This is a genomic window from Burkholderia sp. AW49-1 (genome assembly GCF_053427845.1).
In genome coordinates, this window is record NZ_JBSAXF010000010.1 from 66,317 (window position 1) to 87,217 (window position 20,901).

At 68.2% G+C, this 20,901-nt stretch carries 17 protein-coding genes; 6 read left to right on the forward strand and 11 right to left on the reverse strand.

All coding sequences use genetic code 11. The features are described from left to right. The first annotated feature begins 102 nt into the window (after nucleotides 1–102). Nucleotides 103–1,182 carry an MBL fold metallo-hydrolase gene (locus ACV22W_RS17340; RefSeq protein WP_448020694.1) on the forward strand — a complete coding sequence of 360 codons (1,080 nt, stop codon included), beginning with the start codon at nucleotides 103–105 and terminating at the stop codon, nucleotides 1,180–1,182. A 16-nt stretch (nucleotides 1,183–1,198) separates the two neighbouring features. On the opposite strand, the gene ACV22W_RS17345 is transcribed toward ACV22W_RS17340, so the two are convergent. The 6 genes from ACV22W_RS17345 to argS all read right to left on the reverse strand — a co-directional run bounded on the left by ACV22W_RS17345 (nucleotide 1,199) and on the right by argS (nucleotide 9,344). Next, the gene (locus tag ACV22W_RS17345) at nucleotides 1,199–2,839 is read right to left on the reverse strand and encodes an ABC-F family ATP-binding cassette domain-containing protein (RefSeq protein WP_448020696.1); all 1,641 of its coding nucleotides are present in this window, start codon (nucleotides 2,837–2,839) and stop codon (nucleotides 1,199–1,201) included. Between the two features lie 190 nt (nucleotides 2,840–3,029). Further along, on the reverse strand, nucleotides 3,030–4,625 hold the full coding sequence (locus tag ACV22W_RS17350) for an ABC transporter substrate-binding protein (protein WP_448020697.1): 1,596 nt from the start codon (nucleotides 4,623–4,625) through the stop codon (nucleotides 3,030–3,032). 456 nt (nucleotides 4,626–5,081) lie between these two features. Further along, nucleotides 5,082–5,855, reverse strand: a complete 774-nt coding sequence (locus ACV22W_RS17355; RefSeq protein WP_321806772.1) for an SDR family oxidoreductase — start codon at nucleotides 5,853–5,855, stop codon at nucleotides 5,082–5,084. 19 nt (nucleotides 5,856–5,874) lie between these two features. Then, nucleotides 5,875–6,516 (reverse strand): thiol:disulfide interchange protein DsbA/DsbL, encoded by a 642-nt coding sequence (locus tag ACV22W_RS17360; RefSeq protein WP_059523964.1) that lies wholly within the window; start codon nucleotides 6,514–6,516, stop codon nucleotides 5,875–5,877. A gap of 69 nt (nucleotides 6,517–6,585) precedes the next feature. Next, nucleotides 6,586–7,467, reverse strand: a complete 882-nt coding sequence (locus ACV22W_RS17365) for an SPOR domain-containing protein (RefSeq protein ID WP_448020699.1) — start codon at nucleotides 7,465–7,467, stop codon at nucleotides 6,586–6,588. Between the two features lie 95 nt (nucleotides 7,468–7,562). After that, a complete protein-coding gene (argS, locus tag ACV22W_RS17370; protein WP_448020701.1) occupies nucleotides 7,563–9,344 on the reverse strand; it encodes an arginine--tRNA ligase in 1,782 nt (593 codons plus the stop codon). Nucleotides 9,345–9,544: 200 nt separating this feature from the next. Here argS and ACV22W_RS17375 point away from each other — a divergent pair, with 200 nt between their 5' ends. Beyond that, nucleotides 9,545–9,868, forward strand: coding sequence for a DUF1840 domain-containing protein (locus ACV22W_RS17375; RefSeq protein WP_059523970.1), 324 nt, complete (start codon nucleotides 9,545–9,547; stop codon nucleotides 9,866–9,868). 117 nt (nucleotides 9,869–9,985) lie between these two features. Here ACV22W_RS17375 and metH read toward each other — a convergent pair whose 3' ends face one another. From metH to ACV22W_RS17400, 5 genes are all read right to left on the reverse strand, one after another. After that, complete coding sequence (gene metH, locus ACV22W_RS17380) at nucleotides 9,986–12,703, reverse strand: methionine synthase (RefSeq protein WP_448020703.1); 2,718 nt, start codon at nucleotides 12,701–12,703, stop codon at nucleotides 9,986–9,988. 46 nt (nucleotides 12,704–12,749) lie between these two features. Further along, nucleotides 12,750–13,817 (reverse strand): homocysteine S-methyltransferase family protein, encoded by a 1,068-nt coding sequence (locus tag ACV22W_RS17385; RefSeq protein WP_448020704.1) that lies wholly within the window; start codon nucleotides 13,815–13,817, stop codon nucleotides 12,750–12,752. A gap of 180 nt (nucleotides 13,818–13,997) precedes the next feature. Continuing rightward, nucleotides 13,998–14,255, reverse strand: coding sequence for a BTH_I0359 family protein (locus ACV22W_RS17390; protein ID WP_006477667.1), 258 nt, complete (start codon nucleotides 14,253–14,255; stop codon nucleotides 13,998–14,000). A gap of 244 nt (nucleotides 14,256–14,499) precedes the next feature. After that, on the reverse strand, nucleotides 14,500–15,732 hold the full coding sequence (locus tag ACV22W_RS17395; RefSeq protein WP_448020706.1) for a DUF3108 domain-containing protein: 1,233 nt from the start codon (nucleotides 15,730–15,732) through the stop codon (nucleotides 14,500–14,502). 118 nt (nucleotides 15,733–15,850) lie between these two features. Beyond that, a complete protein-coding gene (locus ACV22W_RS17400; RefSeq protein ID WP_448020708.1) occupies nucleotides 15,851–16,726 on the reverse strand; it encodes an IclR family transcriptional regulator in 876 nt (291 codons plus the stop codon). A 126-nt stretch (nucleotides 16,727–16,852) separates the two neighbouring features. Between ACV22W_RS17400 and ACV22W_RS17405 the strand changes: the two genes are divergently transcribed. From ACV22W_RS17405 to ACV22W_RS17420, 4 genes are all read left to right on the forward strand, one after another. Next, nucleotides 16,853–17,845, forward strand: a complete 993-nt coding sequence (locus tag ACV22W_RS17405) for a fumarylacetoacetate hydrolase family protein (protein ID WP_448020709.1) — start codon at nucleotides 16,853–16,855, stop codon at nucleotides 17,843–17,845. Between the two features lie 116 nt (nucleotides 17,846–17,961). Continuing rightward, nucleotides 17,962–18,789, forward strand: a complete 828-nt coding sequence (locus ACV22W_RS17410; protein ID WP_448020711.1) for an enoyl-CoA hydratase/isomerase family protein — start codon at nucleotides 17,962–17,964, stop codon at nucleotides 18,787–18,789. An 85-nt stretch (nucleotides 18,790–18,874) separates the two neighbouring features. Continuing rightward, nucleotides 18,875–19,627 carry a PhaM family polyhydroxyalkanoate granule multifunctional regulatory protein gene (locus ACV22W_RS17415; RefSeq protein WP_448020713.1) on the forward strand — a complete coding sequence of 251 codons (753 nt, stop codon included), beginning with the start codon at nucleotides 18,875–18,877 and terminating at the stop codon, nucleotides 19,625–19,627. A gap of 24 nt (nucleotides 19,628–19,651) precedes the next feature. Next, complete coding sequence (locus ACV22W_RS17420) at nucleotides 19,652–20,875, forward strand: patatin-like phospholipase family protein (protein ID WP_448020714.1); 1,224 nt, start codon at nucleotides 19,652–19,654, stop codon at nucleotides 20,873–20,875. Nucleotides 20,876–20,901: the final 26 nt, after the last annotated feature.

Below are 20,901 nucleotides of genomic sequence, written 5' to 3' on the forward strand. Positions count from 1 at the left end.
ATAGAATCGACGCGAAGCCTGCCGCGGCCTGCCGCCCGCGCGCCTGCCCCGCATTCGCACTGGCATTTGCATTTGCCCTGATAACGACGAGACACAGCACCGATGAACGCACTGGAACACCAACTCGACTACCCCTTCGCCGACACGCTGCCCGCCGCGGGCGACACGTTCGAGGTCGCGCCCGGCGTGCGCTGGCTGCGCATGCCGCTGCCGTTTTCGCTGGACCACATCAACCTCTGGCTGCTGCGCGACGAGATCGACGGGCAGGCCGGCTGGACGATCGTCGACTGCGGGATCGCGTCGGACGCGATTCGTACGCACTGGGAACGGATTTTCGACACGCATCTCGACGGGCTGCCGGTGCTGCGCGTGCTCGTCACGCATTGCCATCCCGATCACTTCGGCCTCGCGAACTGGCTCTGCGAAGGCGGCGACAAGGGCCGCTGGAACGTGCGGCTGTGGATGACGCTCGGCGAATACATGTTCGGCTGCCTGATGGCGGCCGGCAACGGTTCGAACGCCGGCGGCGCGGCCGCGGCCGATCACTTCGCGCGCCACGGCCTGACGGACCCGGTCGCGCTGGAGAAACTGCGCAGCCGCCGAAGCTACTACTCGGACCTGGTGCCGGCCGTGCCGCCACGCTACCGGCGCCTGCGCGAAGGCGACGCGGTGAAGATCGGCGCGCGCACGTGGCGCGTCGTCACCGGCTACGGTCATTCACCTGAACATTGCGCGCTTCACAGTGAAGCGGACGGCGTGCTGATCTCCGGTGACATGGTGCTGCCGCGCATCTCGACCAACGTGTCCGTGTTCGACCTCGAACCGGAAGCCAACCCGCTCGCGCTGTATCTGGAATCGCTCGGCCGCTACGAGACGATGGAGCCCGATACGCTCGTGCTGCCGTCGCACGGCAAGCCGTTCCGCGGCGTGCGCACGCGCATCGCGCAACTGCGCTCGCATCACGACGCGCGGCTCGACGAAGTGCGCGTCGCCTGCGCGGAAAAGCCGTCGAGCGCGGCCGATATCGTGCCGATCATGTTCCGCCGCCGCGAGCTCGACATCCACCAGATGACCTTCGCGCTCGGCGAGGCGCTTGCGCACCTGAACCTGCTGTGGCTCGCAGGCGAGCTCGTGCGCGAGCAGGGCGACGACGGCGTGTTGCGCTTCCGTTCCGCACGCTGAGCGCGCGTCGTCGCCGTCACGCGACGGGTTCGTAACGCCACCCGTCGCGCTGCCATTGCATCGTGTGCGTCGGTGCGAGCGCCGCGAGAAACGCGGCGTCGTGCGACGCGACCACGAGCGCGCCGGGGAAGCCGGCCAGCGCGGCTTCGATCGCGCGCACCGATTCGAGATCGAGGTGATTGGTCGGCTCGTCGAGCAGCAGCAACTGCGCGGGCGTGCCGCGCCACAGCGCACACGCGAGCGCGGCCTTCAACCGTTCGCCGCCGCTCAGGCGGTGCGCCGGCTGCGTCGCGCGCGCGGCATCGAGCTGCAGCAGCGCGAGCCGGCTGCGCAGATCGCCTTCGGCGAGCGGCGTATCGAGGAGTCCCAACTGCTCGACGATCGAGCGTTCGGGATCGAGCAGCGCGAGCCGCTGATCGAGATACGCGGCGCTCACGTGCGTCGTGCACGTACCGGCGCGCGGTGCGAGTTCGCCGGCGAGCATGCGCAGCAGCGTCGATTTTCCGCAGCCGTTCGGGCCCGTCAGCGCGATGCGAACGGGGCCGCTGGCCGACCACGTGATCGCGTCCGTGCGGCCCGCGGTGCGCCACGGCAATTGCGCGCGCTCGAGCGCGAACAGTTGGCGGCGCGCGCCCACTTCCGTGCCCGGCAGCGACACGAGCACCGGCGCGTCGGCTTCGACGCGCGCGGCCGCTTCCTGCACGCGCGCATCGAGCGTCGCCTTGAATTCGCTCTGGTGACGGCGGACCGTCCCCATGATGCTGCGAGCCGCCCCCTTGCGGCTCTGTCGCGCCATCGACGACAGGTTGGCCGTCTTCGCATCGCGCAGCGAGCCGGCCGCGTGGCGCTGGATCGTGTCGTGTTCCTGTTCGAGCCGGCGCCGCACCCGCCCGCGCTCGGTGCGCGCATGCTCGAGCGCCGCCTGCGCGGCATCGTGCTCCGCGTCGCGTTGCGCGCGATACAACGCGTAGTTCCCGCCGTATGCGCGCACGCCGTGCGGCGTCAGCTCGACGATGCGTTGCACGTGCGCGAGCAACGCACGATCGTGGCTGACGGCGACGACACCGCCGCGCCAGCCGTCGAGCGCGCCGCGTAGCCATGCACGGCCCGATGCATCGAGGTGGTTGGTCGGTTCGTCGAGCACCAGCAGCCCGGCCTCCGACAGCAACGCGCCGATCAGCGCGACGCGGGCCATCTGGCCGCCGCTCAACGCATGCGCCGGCGTGTCGGCGCGCACGTCGTGCAGGCCGGCCCCGTCGAGCGCCGCGCGCAGCCGCTCGGCCAGGTCCCAGCGATCGCTGATCAGGTCGAAGTCGTGCGCCGTCGCGCGCCCGTCCGCGAGGCGCGCGAGGGCCGTGAGCGGCGCGTCGAGCCCGGCGATTTCCGCGACGGTCTGCGTGCCGGCCGGCGCGTCGTCGTGCTGCTGCGCGACGTAGACGACCGGCGTCTGCCGATCGATCGTGCCCGCGGTCGGCGTGCGCCGGCCCGCGATCAGTTGCGCAAGCAGGCTCTTGCCGACGCCATTGCGGCCGACGATGCCCGTCGGCGTGCGATCGATGGAAAGGTCGAGCGAATCGAACAGCGTGACGCCGTCGTCGAAGCGGAAAGAAACGTGATGAAGCGCGACGAGCGCGCCGGTTGGCGTGGCAGCAGCCATAAGCACCTCCGAAAATGCGTGAAACCCTTCGCGCGACGTGCGTGGCACGGCGGCGACAACATTTTTTGGAAGGCTTAGTTGTTCACTTTGGCTGGCGTCCGGTATGAGGAGTGAGCGCGCAGTGTAGCAAGCGCGACGCGCGGGCCGCAAGCGACGGGCGAGCGTGCCGTCGCTTGCGCGCCACGCGCGGTTACTGCACGACGACCGCCGCGAAGTTCTGACGACCGAACGGGCTGACGTGATAGCCGCTCACGTTCGCACGCGTGAGCGCGGCCGCGGTCGGGTAGCCGAGCGGAATCCACAGCGCCTGGTCGTGGATGATCTTCTGCGCGGATTCATACAGCTTTGCGCGCCTGGCCTGATCGGCGGTCGATTTGCCGTCGGCGATCAGCTTGTCGAGTTGCGCGTCGCAGAAGCGCGCGAAGTTGATGCCCGACTTCACCGCGTTGCAGCTGAACAGCGGCGACAGGTAGTTGTCCGGATCGCCGTTGTCGCCGGCCCAGCCCATGAACAGCATGTCATGCTGACCGAGCTTCGCCTGCTTGATCAGCTCGCCCCATTCGATCACCTTCACCTCGGCCTTCACGCCGATCTTCGCGAGGTCGGCCTGCAGCAGTTCCGCGCCGGCCTTCGGGTTCGGGTTCAGCACGCTGCCCGTCGGGCGCGTCCAGATCGTCGTCGAGAAGCCGTTCGGGAAACCGGCCTGCGCGAGCAACTGCTTCGCCTTCGCGGGATCGTACGCATATGGCGCGACGTCCTTTGCATAGCTCCACGTGTTCGGCGGATACGGGTTGTTCGCGGCCGTCGCCGTGTTGTCGAACACCACCTTCAGGTAGGTCGCGCGATCGAACGCGAGGTTCAGCGCCTCGCGCACCTTGTCGTTGTCGAGCGGCTTCTTCTGCGTGTTCAGCGCGACGAACGCGGTCATGAACGCGGGCGTCTGCACGACCTTCAGCGCGCTTTCGCCCTTGGCCGCGAGCACGTCCTGCGGCTTCGGCGACAACGCGATCTGGCATTCGCCGGCCTTCACCTTCTGCATGCGCACCGACGCGTCGGGCGTGATCGCGTAGATCAGCCGGTCGACCTTCGGCTTCGTGCCCCAGTAGGCCGGGTTCACGTCGTAGCGGATCAGCGCGTCCTTCGTGTAGCTCTTCAGCACGAACGGGCCGGTGCCGATCGGCTTCGCGTTCAGGTCGGCCTGCTTGCCGGCCTTCAGCAGCTGGTCCGCGTATTCGGCGGAGTAGATCGACGCGAAGCCCATCGTCAGGATCGGCACGAACGTCGCGTTCGGCTCGTTCAGCACGAACTTCACCGTGCTGTCGTCGACCTTCGTGACCGACTTCACGAGCTTCACGAGCCCCATCGATTGCGCGTGCGGGAAGCCGCTCGCGCCGGCTACCTTGTGCCACGGGTTCGCATCGTCGAGCATCCGCGAGAACGTGAACACGACGTCATCCGCGTTCAGCTGGCGGCCCGGCTTGAAGTAATCGGTGGTCTGGAATGCGACGTTCGGGCGCAGGTGGAACGTGTACGTGAGGCCGTCGGCGCTCGCTTCCCATTTGTCGGCGAGCGCGGGTACGACCTTCTTCGCGGCTTCGTCGTACGACACGAGCGTGTTGAAGATCACGTCGGCCGATGCGTTGGTCGTGACGAGCGAGTTGTACTGCACGACGTCGAAGCCGTCCGGGCTCGATTCCGTGCAGACGGTGAGCGGCTTGGCGGCGGCGAGGCCGGGGGCGGCGAGGGCGGCGGCGAGCGCGGCCGCGGCGAACAGCTTGACCTGCATGGGTTCTCCCACGTGACTTGTGATTTTTTGCCGGGTGTCGGAATGCGGGCGCGGCCTGGCAGCGGGCAGGGCCGGCGCGGCTGGCGGATAGCATACCGTCAAAGCGCGCCGCGCGTGATAAAGGGCGCCGGAACGCGGCGAGTTGAGCGAAAAACGGCTGCGTTCGCGACGGAATGCGTGTTGGGGCGGCGCAGCAGTGGGGAGGCGAGGCAGGTGCGGCAGTGAATGGCGGGCGGGCGGGGCTGTTGCGGGGAGACTGCAAATTGAGACGGGCCGGCGCGAATTTACCGGGGCGGCGGAAGGGAGAAGCGGAAGGATCGCCGCGTGCGATCCGTGATACGGCCGACAGAACGAAGCGGCGCACGCGGCGTTGGCACCGGACCGCGAGGCCGATGCCGTCCCGCCGCGGCGTGCACGGCGCGAGAGACGCTCCGGACACCCGATGCATCGATGCGCTCAGTGCGCGCCGGCCTTCGGCTTGCGCGGCGCCTTTTCGAACAGACGGTCGTAGAGCCAGCGCGGCAGCACGTGCAGCACCTTCGCGACGACGCCCATTTGCCATGGAATCACGCGGAACGCGTGCTGCCGGGCGATCGCGCGCGCGGCGCGGGCCGCGAAGCGGTCGGCGTCCATCAGGAACGGCATCCGGTACGGGTTGTGCGCGGTCATCGGCGTGCGGATGTAGCCGGGCGCGATCGTCACGACGCCGACGCCGGCCGGGCGCAGCTCGACGCGCAGCGCCTCGAGATACTTGATCGCGGCCGACTTGGACGCGCTGTACGCGCCGGAACCGGGCAGGCCGCGCACGCCGGCGACGCTCGCGACGCCGACCAGCGTGCCGTGGCGCGCGGCCGTCATCGGGCCGACGAACGGCTCGAACGTCGCGACCATCCCGTAATAGTTGATGTCCATCACGTTGCGGAACGTGGCGAGATCGCCCTGTCCCGTGACGGCGCCCTGGCTGATGCCCGCGTTCGCGATCACGACGTCGGGGCAGCCGTGCGCGGCGATGAACGACGCGGCGGCCGTGGCGAGCGCATCGGCGTCGCGCACGTCGGCGGAGTAGATGGAGACGGACAGCTTGGGAAAGCGTCGCGCGAACGCATCGAGGGCATCGGTGCGGCGCGCGACGAGTGCGAGCGTGGCGCCTTGGCGGGCGTATTCCTCGGCCATCGCGAGGCCGAGGCCGCTCGACGCGCCGGTGATGAAGACCTTCAGCGGAGTTGTCATGCCGGCGCGTGGGCGGGGATCAGAGCTTCTTGTCCTGAACCTGCTTCACGAGGTAATCGAGCACCTGCGCGGTACCCGGAATGCTGTTCGTGTAAGCCGGGCCCGTCTTGTACTTGCCCTGGACGATGACCGTCGGCACGCCGTCGATCGCGTAGTTCTTCAGCAGTTCGGCCGACTGCTTGACCTGGCCCTGCACGCTGAACGAGTTGTACGCGTCCATGAACTGCTTCTTGTCGACGCCTTGCGTCGCCAGGAAGTCGGCCTGCGCCTGCGGCGTCAGCAGGTAGTTCTTCTGCTTGTGGATCGCGTTGAAGATCGCCGGCGTGACCTTCTCCGAGATGCCGAGCGCCGACACCGCGTAGAACAGCTTCGAGTGCGGGACGAAATCGTCGCGGAAGGCGACCGGCACGCGCTTGAAGTCGATGTTGTTGCCCTGCTTCTTCACCCAGGCCTCGATCGTCGGCTCGAATTCGTAGCAGTGCGGGCAGCCGTACCAGAAGAACTCGATGACCTCGACCTTGCCGGCCGGCGCGGACACCGGCTGCGGCGACTTCATCACCTCGAAGTCCTTGCCGGACACGGGTGCGGCAGGCGTTGCCTGGGCGAAGCCGGCGGCGGCCAGTCCCAGGGACAGAAGGAGCGTGCTAAGCAGTTTTTTCATGTTGTAGACGTCGAATCAGTTGCTCGGGTTACGAAACGTAACGGGTTCTGCGTGGGCGCGGCCGGTTGCTTACTGCTTCGTGAAACGGATCACCGCCGTGTCGACACCTGCATCGGACAGGCGCTGACGGGCCGAGTTCATATCCTCGAATTTCGAGAACGGGCCGACACGCACGCGGAAATAGGTCACGCCGCTGACATCGCGCTTCGACACCTTCGACTCGAAGCCCTGGAAGCCCAGGCGCGCGCGCTGCTGCTCGGCATCGCCTTCCGTCTTGTACGCGCCGACCTGCAGGAAATAGCCGGTGTTCGCGTCGTTCGCGGTCGGCGGCTTCGCTGCCACGGAGGAGGTCGCGGACGGCGCCGGCTTCGGCGTGTTCGCGGCCTGTTGCTGTTGCTGCTGTTTCTGCGCGGCGGCCTGCTGCGCCTGCTTCTGCGCGGCGAAGCGCGCGAGGTCGTCCTCGCCGCCTTGCTGCTGTTGCTGCGCCTGCTGCGTCTTCTTCGGCGGCGGCGTGTTGTCGGCCGGCTTCGGCGCGACGGCGACGCCGTTGCCCGACGACGCATTGTTCGACGCTGTGGTGTTGCTCGAGCCGTTCGTGTTGCCCGACGGCGGCACTTCGACGATCTGCGGCTCGGGCAGCAGCCCGCCCTGGGTCTGGTTCGCGGCCTGGCCCGGTGCGGTATTGGGCGGCGCGGGCTGCGCGGCCTGCGGCACCGGCTGGCCGGGCGTCTTGCCCTGCAGCGCGCGGTTCGGGTCGAACTGCTGCGGCTGGCTCGCGCCGTTGTCGGCGGGCGGCGGCGCGACCTTCGACACGAACGGCGACGGCGAGCGCGTGATGTAGAGCGCCACCACCACCGCGATCGCGAGGCCGACGATCAGGCCCAGCACGATTCCAAGAAATGTCCCTCCGGCTTGTTTCGATTGCTTCGAAGTTCGGCGTGGTTGTGCCATTGCTTGAGTCACCTGCAAAAAGAATCGTGAAAAGGCCGCGGCGGGCATCCGACGGCGGCGCCCGCCGCGGCCATTCGCAGCCCGGTTCGGGCCGCTTACATCTTGGCGGGCGCAGACACGCCGAGCACCGCCAGACCATTCTCGAGCACCTGCCGGGTCGCGGCGAGGAGCGCGGCGCGCGCGTTGCGCGGCGCTTCGTCGTCGACCAGCACGCGCTCCGCATTGTAGAACGAGTGGAATTCACCAGCGAGATCGCGCAGGTAGAACGCGACCGCGTGCGGCGCCAGTTCGTTCGCCGCGTGCGTGAGCATGTCCGGATACTCTGCGAGCTTCTGCATCAGCGACACGGCCTGCGGGCTCGTGAGCTGCGACAGGTCGGCGCCGGGCAGCTGCGCCGCCTCGACGTTGTAGCGCGACTTCAGTTCGTTGAGCACCGAGCAGATCCGCGCATGCGCGTACTGGACGTAATAGACCGGGTTCTCGTCGTTCTGTTTCAGCGCGAGGTCGATGTCGAACACGAATTCGGTGTCGGCCTTGCGGGAGATCAGGAAGAAGCGGACCGCGTCGCGGCCGCGCGTGATGGTCGCCTCGTCGATCAGGTCGGGCGCCGCTTCCTGGCCCGGCGCCGCGCCGCCCGACCATTCAATCAGGTCACGGACCGTCACGTAGCTGCCCGCCCGCTTCGACAGCTTCACTTCCTGGCCGTCGCGCATCACGGTGACCATCTTGTGCAGCACGTAGTCGGGATAGCCCTTCGGAATGCCGACGTGCAGGCCCTGCAGGCCGGCGCGCACGCGCGCGATCGTGCCGTGGTGGTCCGAGCCCTGGATGTTGATCACCTTCGTGAAGCCGCGCTCCCATTTCGTCACGTGGTACGCGACGTCCGGCACGAAATACGTATACGTGCCGTCCGACTTGCGCATCACGCGATCCTTGTCGTCGCCTTCGTCGGTCGTGCGCAGCCACAGCGCGCCGTCCTGCTCGTAGGTCATGCCGGCCTTGATCAGCGCGTCGACCGTCTTCTCGACCCGGCCTTCGCTGTATAGCGACGACTCGAGGTAGTACTGGTCGAATTTCACGCCGAACGCCTGCAGGTCCATGTCCTGCTCGTGACGCAGGTACGCGACCGCGAACTTGCGGATTGCGTCGAGATCCTCGATGTCGCCCGCGCCGGTAACCGGCTCGCCGTCCTTCGCGGCCACCGTCTCGCGGTTCAGGTAGTCGCGTGCGATGTCGGCGATGTATTCGCCGTTGTATGCGGCTTCCGGCCAGCCCGCGTCGCCCGGCTTCAGGCCGCGCGCGCGCGCCTGCGTCGAGATCGCGAGGTTGCCGATCTGCACGCCGGCGTCGTTGTAGTAGAACTCGCGGTGCACCGCGTAGCCCTGGCTCGCGATCACGTTCGCGAGCACGTCGCCGAGCGCCGCCTGACGGCCGTGGCCGACGTGCAGCGGGCCGGTCGGGTTGGCCGACACGAATTCGAGCAGCACCTGCTTGCCCTTTTCGCGCTCCGACGTGCCGAACGCGCGGCCCTGGTCGAACACGGCGGCGATCACCGCCTGTTTCGCGGCGGCCGTCAGACGCAGGTTGATGAAGCCGGGGCCGGCGATTTCGGCCGCGTCGACGAGCCCTTGCGCGGCCGGCTGGGCCGTGAGGGCGGCGACGATCTTCTCGGCGAGCTGGCGCGGGTTCGTGCCGAGCGGCTTGGCGAGCTGCATCGCGACGTTGCACGCGACGTCGCCGTGCGCGGCGACCTTCGGGCGCTCCAGCGTGATGGCCGGGTTGACGAATGCCGCGTCGGCGCCTTTCAGTGCGTGTGCGACCTGCGTGACGCTATCCGCGAGCAGGGCTTCGAGGGTCTGTTTGTGAGCTGGCAGCATGCTGGTAGAAGGCTTCGTTGGTGGCGGCCGGAAACGCCGGCCGGCCGGCGCGCTTTTTAAGCGCGCGTTTCAGGGATCGCGGAATTTTAACAGGTGCTAATATGCCGCTCAGGCGCCCCGCGTCCGCGAGGCCGGACGCCGGCCTGCCGGTGTCCCCCAACCACGCCGCGCAGGCACAACAAGATGAAAAGGGAATTGTCATGATTACGTTCAAGAGCAAGGCGGCACAGGATCTCGACGTGCTGAAGGACTTCGCCGTATACGTGCTGGGCCTCGTCGGCAAGCAGCTGGGCGAACGCGGCGTCATTACGCACGACGAACTGGACCACGCGATCGCCAAGCTGGAAGGCGCCGTCGCGCAGGCGAAGCAGGAGCGCGCCGAGCACGCGGGCCATTTCCACGAGGACGAAGACGACCACGCGCACCACGAAGTGCCGCCGAGCCTGGCGCAGCGCGTTGCCCCGTTCCTCACGATGCTGCGCGAAGCGAAGGCCGGCGAGGCCGACGTGCACTGGGGCTTCTGAGCTTCGTTGCCCGGCCGACGCGGCCGCAAGCCTGGTCAGGCAATAAAAAGCCCGCGCGACGCGGGCTTTTTATTTGTCTGATCAAAAGGCGGCGAGGCCGCCCCGGTCACCCGTCGATCAGAGTTGCGGCGCGAGCGCGCGGCGCGCGTCGTCGAGCGACAGCGCCATGCGTCGCGCGTAGTCCTCGAGCTGATCCTGACCGATTTTCCCGACCGAGAAATACGTGCTGTCCGGGTGCGCGAGGTAGAAACCCGACACGCTGGCCGCCGGCAGCATCGCCAGCGAATCGGTCACGCTCATGCCGATCTCGTTCGCCTGCAGCACGTCGAACATGTCGCGCTTCACCAGGTGGTCGGGGCACGCCGGATAGCCGGGCGCCGGGCGGATGCCCGCGTACTTTTCGGCGATCAGCGCATCGTTGTCGAGCGTTTCGCCGCTCGCATAGCCCCACAGCTCGCGGCGCACGCGCGCGTGCATCGCCTCGGCGAACGCTTCCGCGAAGCGGTCGGCGAGCGCCTTCAGCATGATCGCGCTGTAGTCGTCGTGGTCGGCTTCGAATTGCTTTTCCTTCACGTCGACACCGAGCCCGGCCGTCACCGCGAACATCCCGATGTAGTCGGCGACGCCCGATTCCTTCGGCGCGATGAAGTCGGCGAGCGAGCGGTTCGGGCGCATCACGCCGTCGACCACCGGACGCACGCTCTGCTGGCGCAGGTTGCGCCACGTCATCAGCACTTCCGAGCGCGATTCGTCGGTGTAGATCTCGATGTCGTCGTCGTTGACCGTGTTCGCCGGCAGCAGCGAGATCACGCCGTTCGCGGTCAGCCAGCGGCCCTGGATCAGGCGCGCGAGCATCGATTTCGCGTCCGAGAACACGCGCCGCGCCGATTCGCCGACGATCTCGTCGTTCAGGATCGCCGGGTACGGGCCCGCGAGATCCCACGTCTGGAAGAACGGGCCCCAGTCGATGTAGTTCGCAAGCTCGTTCAGGTCGTAGTTCCTGAACACGCGACGGCCGATGAACTTCGGCTTCACGGGCTGGTAGCCCGCCCAGTCGATCTTCGTCTTGTTCGCGCGCGCTTCGGCGAGCGTGACCATCGGCTGCGCCTTGCGGTTCGCGTGCTGGTCGCGGATCCGTTCGTAGTCGGACTTCAGTTCGTCGAGGTACTTCGCCGCGCCTTCGTCCGACAGCAGGTTCGACGCGACCGACACCGAGCGCGAGGCGTCCGGCACGTAGACGACCGGGCCTTCGTAGTGCGGCGCGATCTTCACGGCCGTATGCACGCGCGAGGTCGTTGCGCCACCGATCAACAGCGGAATCTTCTTCACGCGGAAGTAGTCGTCGCGCTGCATCTCGGACGCGACGTACGCCATTTCCTCGAGGCTCGGCGTGATGAGACCCGACAGCCCGATGATGTCCGCGCCCTCGACCTTCGCCTTCGCGAGGATCTCGTTGCACGGGACCATCACGCCCATGTTGACCACTTCGAAGTTGTTGCACTGGAGCACGACCGACACGATGTTCTTGCCGATGTCGTGCACGTCGCCCTTCACGGTCGCGATGACGATCTTGCCCTTCGCACGCACGTCGCCGCCCGCTTCCGCGAGCAGGCGCTTCTCTTCCTCGATGAACGGGATCAGGTGCGCGACCGCCTGCTTCATCACGCGCGCCGATTTCACCACCTGCGGCAGGAACATCTTGCCCTGGCCGAACAGGTCGCCGACGATGTTCATCCCGTCCATCAGCGGGCCTTCGATCACGTTGATCGGGCGGCCGCCGGCCGCGGCGATCGCCGCGCGCGCTTCTTCCGTATCTTCGACGATGAAGTTCGTGATGCCGTGCACGAGCGCGTGCGCGAGGCGCTTCTCGACCGGCTGGTTGCGCCACTCGAGGTTCTCCTCCTTCTTCGCGGCGCCGGTCTTGAACTTGTCGGCGATCTCGAGCAGGCGGTCGGTGGAATCCGCGCGGCGGTTCAGGATCACGTCCTCGACGCGCTCGCGCAGTTCCGGGTCGAGATCGGCATACACGCCGAGCTGCCCCGCGTTCACGATGCCCATGTCCATGCCCGCCTGGATCGCGTGATACAGGAACACGGTGTGGATCGCCTCGCGCACCGGGTCGTTGCCGCGGAACGAGAACGACACGTTCGACACGCCGCCGCTCACCTTCGCGTACGGCAGGTTCTGCTTGATCCAGCGGGTCGCCTCGATGAAGTCGACCGCGTAGTTGTTGTGTTCCTCGATGCCGGTCGCGACCGCGAAGATGTTCGGGTCGAAGATGATGTCTTCCGGCGGGAAGCCGACTTCGTTCACGAGGAAGTCGTACGAGCGCTTGCAGATCTCGGTCTTGCGCTCGTAGGTGTCGGCCTGGCCCGTCTCGTCGAACGCCATCACGACTGCGGCCGCGCCGTAGCGGCGGATCAGGTTCGCGTGGTGGCGGAACGCTTCCTCGCCTTCCTTCAGCGAGATCGAGTTCACGATCGCCTTGCCCTGCACGCACTTGAGGCCCGCCTCGATGACTTCCCACTTCGACGAGTCGATCATGATCGGCACGCGCGCGATGTCCGGCTCGGATGCGATCAGGTTCAGGAAGCGCACCATCGCCGCCTTCGAATCGAGCATCGCCTCGTCCATGTTGATGTCGATCACCTGCGCGCCGTTCTCGACCTGCTGGCGCGCGACGGCGAGCGCCTCGTCGAACTGGCCGTTGAGGATCATCCGCGCGAATGCCTTCGAGCCGGTGACGTTGGTGCGTTCACCGACGTTGATGAAGAGCGTTCCGGACGTGACGTTGAACGGCTCGAGGCCGGCAAGGCGCATCATGTGATCGGTCATGGCGGTGCGAATTCGTGTGATGTAGGGCGGGCGTTGGGGCGGTCGGTCAGGCGGCGTCGCTGTACTGGCTCGGCCAGCGGCGCGGTTTCACGTCGGCGAGCGCTTTCGCGATCTCGGCGATGTGCTCGGGCGTCGTGCCGCAGCAGCCGCCCGCGAGGTTCACGAGCCCGGCCTGCGCGAATTCCTTCAGCAGGCCCGACGTGACGTCCGGCGTCTCGTCGAAGCCGGTGTCGCTCATCGGGTTCGGCAGGCCCGCGTTCGGGTAGCACGACACGTAGGTGTCGCACAGCTTCGCGAGCTCGGCGATGTACGGGCGCATCAGCGCCGCGCCGAGCGCGCAGTTCAGGCCGAACGTGAGCGGCTTCGCGTGACGCAGCGAATTCCAGAACGCCTCGACCGTCTGGCCCGACAGGATGCGGCCCGACGCGTCGGTCACGGTGCCCGAGATCATGATCGGCAGGCGCTCGCCGGTGTCCTCGAACAGTTCGTCGAGCGCGAAGAGCGCGGCCTTTGCATTCAGCGTGTCGAAGATCGTCTCGACGAGGAACAGGTCGACGCCGCCGTCGAGCAGCGCCTTCGCCTGCTGGTAATACGCAGCGCGCAGCTCGTCGAACGTGACGTTGCGCGCGCCCGGGTCGTTGACGTCCGGCGAGATGCTCGCCGTTTTCGGCGTCGGCCCGATCGCGCCAGCGACGAAGCGCGGTTTGTCGGGCGTGGTGTAGCGGACGGCGGATTCGCGCGCGAGCCGCGCCGATTCGACGTTCATCTCGACGACGAGATCTTCCATCCCGTAGTCGGCCTGCGCGACCGTCGTCGCGCCGAACGTGTTGGTTTCGACGATGTCCGCGCCGGCCGCGAAGTACTGGTCGTGGATCTCGCTGATGATCTGCGGCTGCGTGAGCGACAGCAGTTCGTTGTTGCCCTTGATGTCGCGCGGGAAATCCTTGAAACGCTCGCCGCGATACGCGGCCTCGTCGAGCTTGTAGCGCTGGATCATCGTGCCCATCGCGCCGTCGAGGATCAGGATGCGCGATTTCAGCAGCGCGGGCAGGTCGGCGCCGCGCGTGTAGGGCGCGTCGAGCGGGGCGGAAGCGGCGAGAGGGGTCGCGGACATGGCGGAAGAGCGGCGAAGACGGGAAAACCGTCATTGTAGCCGGTGCGCCGGGGCGCCGCCCGGCCCGCACCAACAAACGAAAACCCCCGCCCGGCGAACCGGACGGGGGCTTGGATCGGAGTGCTCGCGGCGCCGCTCGAACGCGGCGAATGGCCCGGCGATGCGCCGGGCCGCGGGTCGTCAGTGCAGGACGACGGGCATCATCATCAGACTGTCGAACTGTCCGAGGAATTCGTCCACTTCGTCGAGCGACGGTTCATCCTCGATCAGTTGCTTCACGTGTGCGCGGAATCGCTCGGCGAGCTCGCCGTCGATGAAGATCTCGCGCTGCGCGTTCTTGTCGACGATTTCGTATCCGCCGGCATTCATCAGATGGTGGCCGGCCTGCGGCGCGAATTCGACGACGCAGTAGTTGGGGCTGTTGTAGATCATTTGCATGGCGGCACTCCTCTTCGCAGTGGCATCTGGCCTTGTTGTCCCGTAGGTGGGGCAGGCCTTGCCGGTTTCAAGGGGCTTGCGCTGCACACCCCGTTCTCCCGTTTGCGTGGGGTGTATCGGTTAGAAGCCGATGACTATCAAACGTTTCTTATTTTGATCCGGTGCACCGAAATAGTTGTTAAAGAGTGTCATCGGCCATTTTGGCGAGAGCTTTAATCGGTCGAAATTGCCGATTGGTCGATCGTCATTGCACGGGCTGTGACGCAGCCGCTGGCCCGGGCGCCTGCTCGGCGGGCGGCGGCGCGGATTGTGCGGGCTCCATGGCCGGTGTGCTGGCGGGCGCGTTCGTTGCGCCATCGGCAGGCGCATCGGGCGGGGCGAGCCGGCCGTGCCACAGCAGCTCGATCTGCGAGCCGTTCGGTTCCGATTGTACGAGCCTCGCGGGCAGCCAGCCGAGCGACGGCGCGAGCCACATGTCGATGCGGCGCGTGTCGCCGTCGCGGCGCGGCAGCCGCATGAAGTGGCGGGCGCGGACGATGCCGGCCTGCGTCTGCACGTCCTCGTCGCCGATCACCGTGATCGGCCAGGTCTCGCCGTTGTTGTTGTCGATCACGAAGAACTGCTGCGTGACGCCCGGCTGGTAGGCGGACGGATTGCCGCGCACGAGCCCCGACAGCTGCATCAGCATGCTGAAGCGGTCCTGCACGCCGTCGGGCAGCGGTGCGTTGTTCGGCGTGCGCGTGAAGACGACCTGGCGGATCTCGCGGTTGAAGATCGCGATGTCCTCGGGCCGTTTGCCGCGCTTTTCGACATAGCGGTCGGGTGCGACGCCGAATGCGTCGATGCGGCCTTCGCTTCGGTAGCTGAACGGGCCGACGAACGGCACGGGCATGGACACCGACAGGTCGTAGGTGCGGCCGTCGGTGCGCCAGTGGATCGTGCCGATCATGTTCTGCATCCCGTTGTAGAACGTGTCGTACTGCAGGTCGCCGGGCGGCGGCGCCGCAAACTTCACGCCACTCGTCGCGGGGCCCGGCGTCGCGGCACCGCCGGTTTCGCCGGCCGATGCCGCCTGCGTGCCGGATGCGCTTGCCGCGCTGCTCGCAGCAGAGGCCGCGGAGGCGGCGGCCGGCGGCGGCTCGCCTTGCTCGGCCGTCTGAGTCGACGTGAGGACCGGCTCGGGCGACGGCGCGGGTTTCGCCGCAGGCTTCGGCGCGGCGGGGGCCGGCTTCGCCGGCGCCGGCTCGGCCGGTTGTTCGGCCGGCTTCGGCGCGGGCTGGCGCTCGATCGGCCGCGGCTTCAGCAGCTCGATCTGCACCGGTATCTCGGCGGGCGCGGGCGGCGTGAATGCGTCGCGGTTGTGCGTCAGCCACAACGCCGCAAGCGCGTGCAGCACCAGCACGACGACGAGCGCGACGCCCACGCGCAGCCAGTGGCGGGGCAGGGCGTGACGAGGACGGGTGTCGGCAGGCGGCATCGGCGAAACGGAACAGGGTTGGGGCGGTCGCGGCGCGCGGCGCGCGTCACAGCCATCGGACCGCCGGGTGCGCCGCGCGTTCGCGGTACATCGCGCGATGTGTCGCACACCCGGCGTGTCAGGCGTCGCGTGCGTCCGGACTATAGCCGAGTTCGTAAGACAGTTTCTGCGCGCATGCACGCAGCGCGGTGTCCATCTCGCCGCCCCACGCGATGTCGAACGTGCCTTCCTGGCCGAGCGCGACGATCGCGAGCGCGAGTTCGCCGACCGCATCGAACACCGGCATGCAGAACGCATGGATCGTCGGCAGCAGCATCCCTTCGACGCGCGCGGCCTGATGCGCGCGCACGTCGGCGAGCACTGCCTCGACCTCGTCGAGCGTGCGCGGGCCGCCGTGATGCGGCGAGCGGCGCGTATCGGCGAGCTCGCGCTCGAGCATCGCCGTGGTCTTGCTGCGCGGCAGGTACGCGGCGAACAGCAGGCCCGTCGCGGAGCCGAGCAGCGGCATCACGTCGCCGAGCTTCAGCGACGCCTTCGCGGGGTGGCTCGATTCCATCCAGTGCACGATCGTCGGCCCCTGGTTGCCCCATACCGCGATGCCGACGGTTTGGTCGACGCGGTCGCGCAGCTCGGTCAGCGCGATCCGCGCGAGCTTCACGCCGTCGACGCGCGCGAGCCGCGCGAGCCCCATCTGCAGCGCGAAGCCGCCGAGTTCGTAGCGGCCCGACACGGGATCCTGCGACACGACGCCGAGCCGCGAGAAGCTGACCAGATAGCGGTGCGCCTTCGCCGGGCTCATGCCCGCGCGCTGCGCGAGATCGCGCAGCATCATCGCGCGCGGCTCGCTCGTCAGCACGTCGAGCAGGCGGAAGCCGACCTCGATCGACTGGATGCCGGAGCGGACTTTCTCGCCGCCTTCGCCGTGCTCGCCGGAGCCGGTGTCGTCGGTGTCGGAATCGGCGAGATCGTCGTCGGGAAGCGGGCTGGCGGGCATGGGCAACGGGGCGCGACAAGGCGGCAAGGGTCGGGACGAAAACGGCGCGCACGATCGTGGCGCGCCGCACGGATTCACCATCGTAAAATAGATTCCCTCCATCGTCACTACAACGGCAGATACCCCATGAAACTTGCATCGCTGAAGGACGGCACGCGCGACGGCCAGCTGATCGTCGTGTCGCGCGACCTGCACACCGCGGCGATCGCCGATGCGATCGCACCGACGCTGCAGCGCGTCCTCGACGACTGGGCGTTCTACGCGCCGCAGCTGCGCGATCTGTACGACGCGCTGAACCACGGCCGCGCGCGCAACGCGTTCGCGTTCGACCCGGCGAACTGCATGGCGCCGCTGCCGCGCGCGTTCCAGTGGGCCGACGGCTCCGCGTACGTGAACCACGTCGAGCTCGTGCGCCGCGCGCGCGGCGCCGAGATGCCGCCTGAGTTCTGGACCGATCCGCTGATGTACCAGGGCGGCAGCGACGATTTCCTCGGCGCGCGCGACGACATCGTGTGCCCGTCCGAGGAATGGGGCATCGACTTCGAGGCCGAGGTCGCGGTGATCACCGGCGACGTGCCGATGAGCGCCTCGCCCGACGACGCGCTGAAGGCCGTGCGGCTCGTCACGCTCGTGAACGACGTGTCGCTGCGCAACCTGATTCCGGCCGAACTCGCGAAGGGCTTCGGCTTCTTCCAGAGCAAGCCTGCCACCGCGTTCGCACCGGTCGCGGTGACGCTCGACGAGCTCGGCGACGATTGGCGCGAGGGCCGCGTGCACCGGCCGATGATCGTCCACTGGAACGGCAGGAAGGTCGGCCAGCCCGACGCGGGCACCGACATGGTGTTCCACTTCGGCCAGCTGATCGCGCATGCGGCGAAGACGCGCAACCTGCGTGCCGGCTCGATCGTCGGCTCGGGCACGGTGTCGAACAAGGACGCGAAGCGCGGCTACTGCTGTATCGCCGAGAAGCGCTGCCTCGAGACGATCGAGCACGGCGCGCCGCAGACCGAATTCATGCGCTACGGCGATACCGTGCGCATCGAGATGTTCGACGCGGCCGGCAAGTCGATCTTCGGTGCGATCGAGCAGGCGGTCGCGCCGCCCGACGGCGCGGCCTGACGTCTGCGCGAAACCCGGCACGGCCCGCGCGCCGGGTTTCGCCTGATGTTTGCCCGCGCGGGCTTGGCTACACTCGATTCAGGCGTTTCAGCATTTCAAGAACCCGGGAGCTGCGCATGACCGATCTCGCCGCGTATGGCGGTTACGAAGCATTGAAGGTGACGCGTCGCGATCATGGCGTGCTCGACATCGTGATGAGCGGCGAGGGCGCGAACCGCAGCGGCCTGGCGACCGCGAACGAGCGCATGCATCGCGAGCTCGCCGACATCTGGCGCGACGTCGACCGCGATCCCGACACGCGCGTTGCGGTGATCCGCGGCGAGGGCAAGGGCTTTTCGGCGGGCGGCGATCTCGCGCTCGTCGAGGCGATGGCGAACGACTTCGACGTGCGCGCCCGCGTGTGGCGCGAGGCGCGCGACCTCGTCTACAACGTGATCAACTGCAGCAAGCCGATCGTGTCCGCGATGCACGGCCCGGCCGTCGGCGCGGGGCTCGTGGCCGGGCTGCTCGCCGACATCTCGATCGCCGCGAAGGATGCGCGCATCATCGATGGCCATACGCGGCTCGGCGTCGCGGCCGGCGATCATGCGGCGATCGTGTGGCCGCTGTTGTGCGGGATGGCGAAGGCGAAGTACTACCTGTTGCTGTGCGAAGCGGTGAGCGGCGAGGAGGCCGAGCGGATCGGCCTCGTGTCGCTCGCGGTCGAGCCGGCCGACCTGCTGCCGAAGGCGTACGAGGTCGCGGAGCGGCTCGCGCACGGATCGCAGTCGGCGATCCGCTGGACCAAGTACGCGCTGAACAACTGGCTGCGCAGCGCCGGGCCGACCTTCGATACGTCGCTCGCGCTCGAATTCATGGGCTTCTCGGGGCCCGACGTGCAGGAAGGCATCCGCTCGCTGCGCGAGCGGCGCCCGCCCGACTTCCCCGGCGACGCACCGTTCTGACGCGCGTTATGATCGGATCAGGATCAAGGGCGGCCGCGCGACTCGTGCCGGCCGCATCGCCCACCCAGTCAACCAGGATGCCCGTATGACGACCGATGCCTCCGGCTCCAATCCTTTCGCCGGCTTTGCCGGTTTCAAGCCTGCCGACATGCTCGACCGGATGTGGGACATGATGCGGATGTCGCCGTTCGGCGGGATGGCGCCGTTTCCCGGCGCCGCGTCGGGGCTGCCGCCGTCGCTGTCGAGCATGTCCGACATGATGGCGCCGCTCACGAGCGTCGAGGAGCTCGACAAGCGGATCACCGATCTGCGCGCGGTCGAGCAGTGGCTCAAGCTCAATCTCGGCATGCTGCAGTCCGCGATCCAGGCGCTCGAGGTGCAGCGCGCCACGCTCGCGACGCTGCGCGCGTTCGGCGCGTTCGCGCAAAGCTCGATGTCGGCGGCCGAGGAGGCGGCGGTCGCGGCCGCGCAAGCGGCATCCGCGCCGCGCGCCGATGCGCCTCAAGCACCGGATGCCGCAGCCGCGGCTGACGCACCGCCGGCAGGCGACGCCGCGCAGCAGGCGTTCGATCCGGCCGGCTGGTGGAACCTGCTGCAGGCGCAGTTCAACCAGCTCGCGAGCCTCGCGATGACGCAGCCGGGCGCGCAGCCCGCGGAGGCTGGCGCCGCACCGTCGGGGCAGGCCGCATCGACGGCGCGGGCGGAGCCGCCCGCACCGGCCGCGGCCGCCGCGCCGCGCAAGCCGGCCGCGAAGCGTGCGAAGCCGGCCGGCTCGGCCGCGGCGCGCGCGGCGGCCGCCTCGTCGCCCGAAACGCGTCCGCCGAAGCGCTCGACGTGACGCGAACCGGATAGCAGTTCGATCATGCGGCTCGCGCTCGTGCTGATGGGGGGCGGCGCACGTGCCGCCTATCAGGTCGGCGTGCTGAAGGCGCTGGCCGAGATCGCGCGCGAGGCCGATCCGAACCGGCACACCGTGCCGTTCACGGTTGTCTGCGGCTCGTCGGCCGGCGCGATCAACGCGACGTCGATCGCGAGCCACGCGGACGACTTTTCGCACGGCGTGCGCCGTCTGCTCGAATTCTGGGAGCCGCTGCGCGCGGACTACGTGTATCGCACCGACTGGCTCGGCATCGCGGCGGCGGGCGCACGCTGGCTCGCGACGATGACCTTCGGCTGGGCGGCGCGCCGCTCGCCGCGCGGGCTGCTCGACAACGCGCCGCTCGCGCACTTGCTGCAGCGCGAGCTGAGCTTTCACCGAATCGAGCAGATGCTCGAGAGCAGGGTCCTGCACGCGCTCTCGGTGACGGCGCTCAGCTATTCGAGCGGCCGGCACCTGACGTTCTACCAGGCCGCCGAGCCGATCCAGTCATGGCGGCGTGCGCAGCGCACTGCGCGGCTCGTCGACCTGTCGGCATCGCACCTGCTTGCGTCGTCGGCCATTCCGTTCGTGTTTCCGGCCGTGCCGCTCGTGCTCGACGGCCAGATCGAATATTTCGGCGACGGGTCGATCCGGCAGGTCGCGCCACTGTCGCCGGCGATCCACTTCGGCGCGAACCGGATCGTCGTCGTCGGCGCGGCCGACCCGCGGCCGGAGATTCCGGCCGCGAACGGCTCGGGACGGGTGCGCGGCTACCCGACGCTCGCGCAGATCGGCCAGCAGGTGCTCGCGAGCGTGTTTCTCGACTCGATCGGCTCGGACATCGAGCGGATCGAGCACATCAATCAAATGATCGAGCACCTGCCGCACCAGGTCGAAGTGGACAGTGGCTGGCGGCACGTCGACGTGCTCGCGATCGCGCCGTCCGAGCGTATCGAGCTGATCGCCGCAAAACACCTGAAGCAGATGCCGGCGACGATGCGCGGGCTGCTCGGCGCGATCGGCGGCAGCCAGCCGGCCGGCGCGTCGTTCGCGAGCTACCTGCTGTTCGAGGAGGCCTTCACGCGCGAGCTGATCGAGCTGGGCTATCGCGATGGGCGCGCGCAGCGCGACACGCTGGTGAACTGGATCGCGGGGGCCGACGGCGGCAGCGCGCCGGCATCCGGCATGCCGCCGGAGAGCGGCCGCGCGACCGGAATTCGGGTCTGACGCGAGCGGGGCAGGGCCGAAACCGA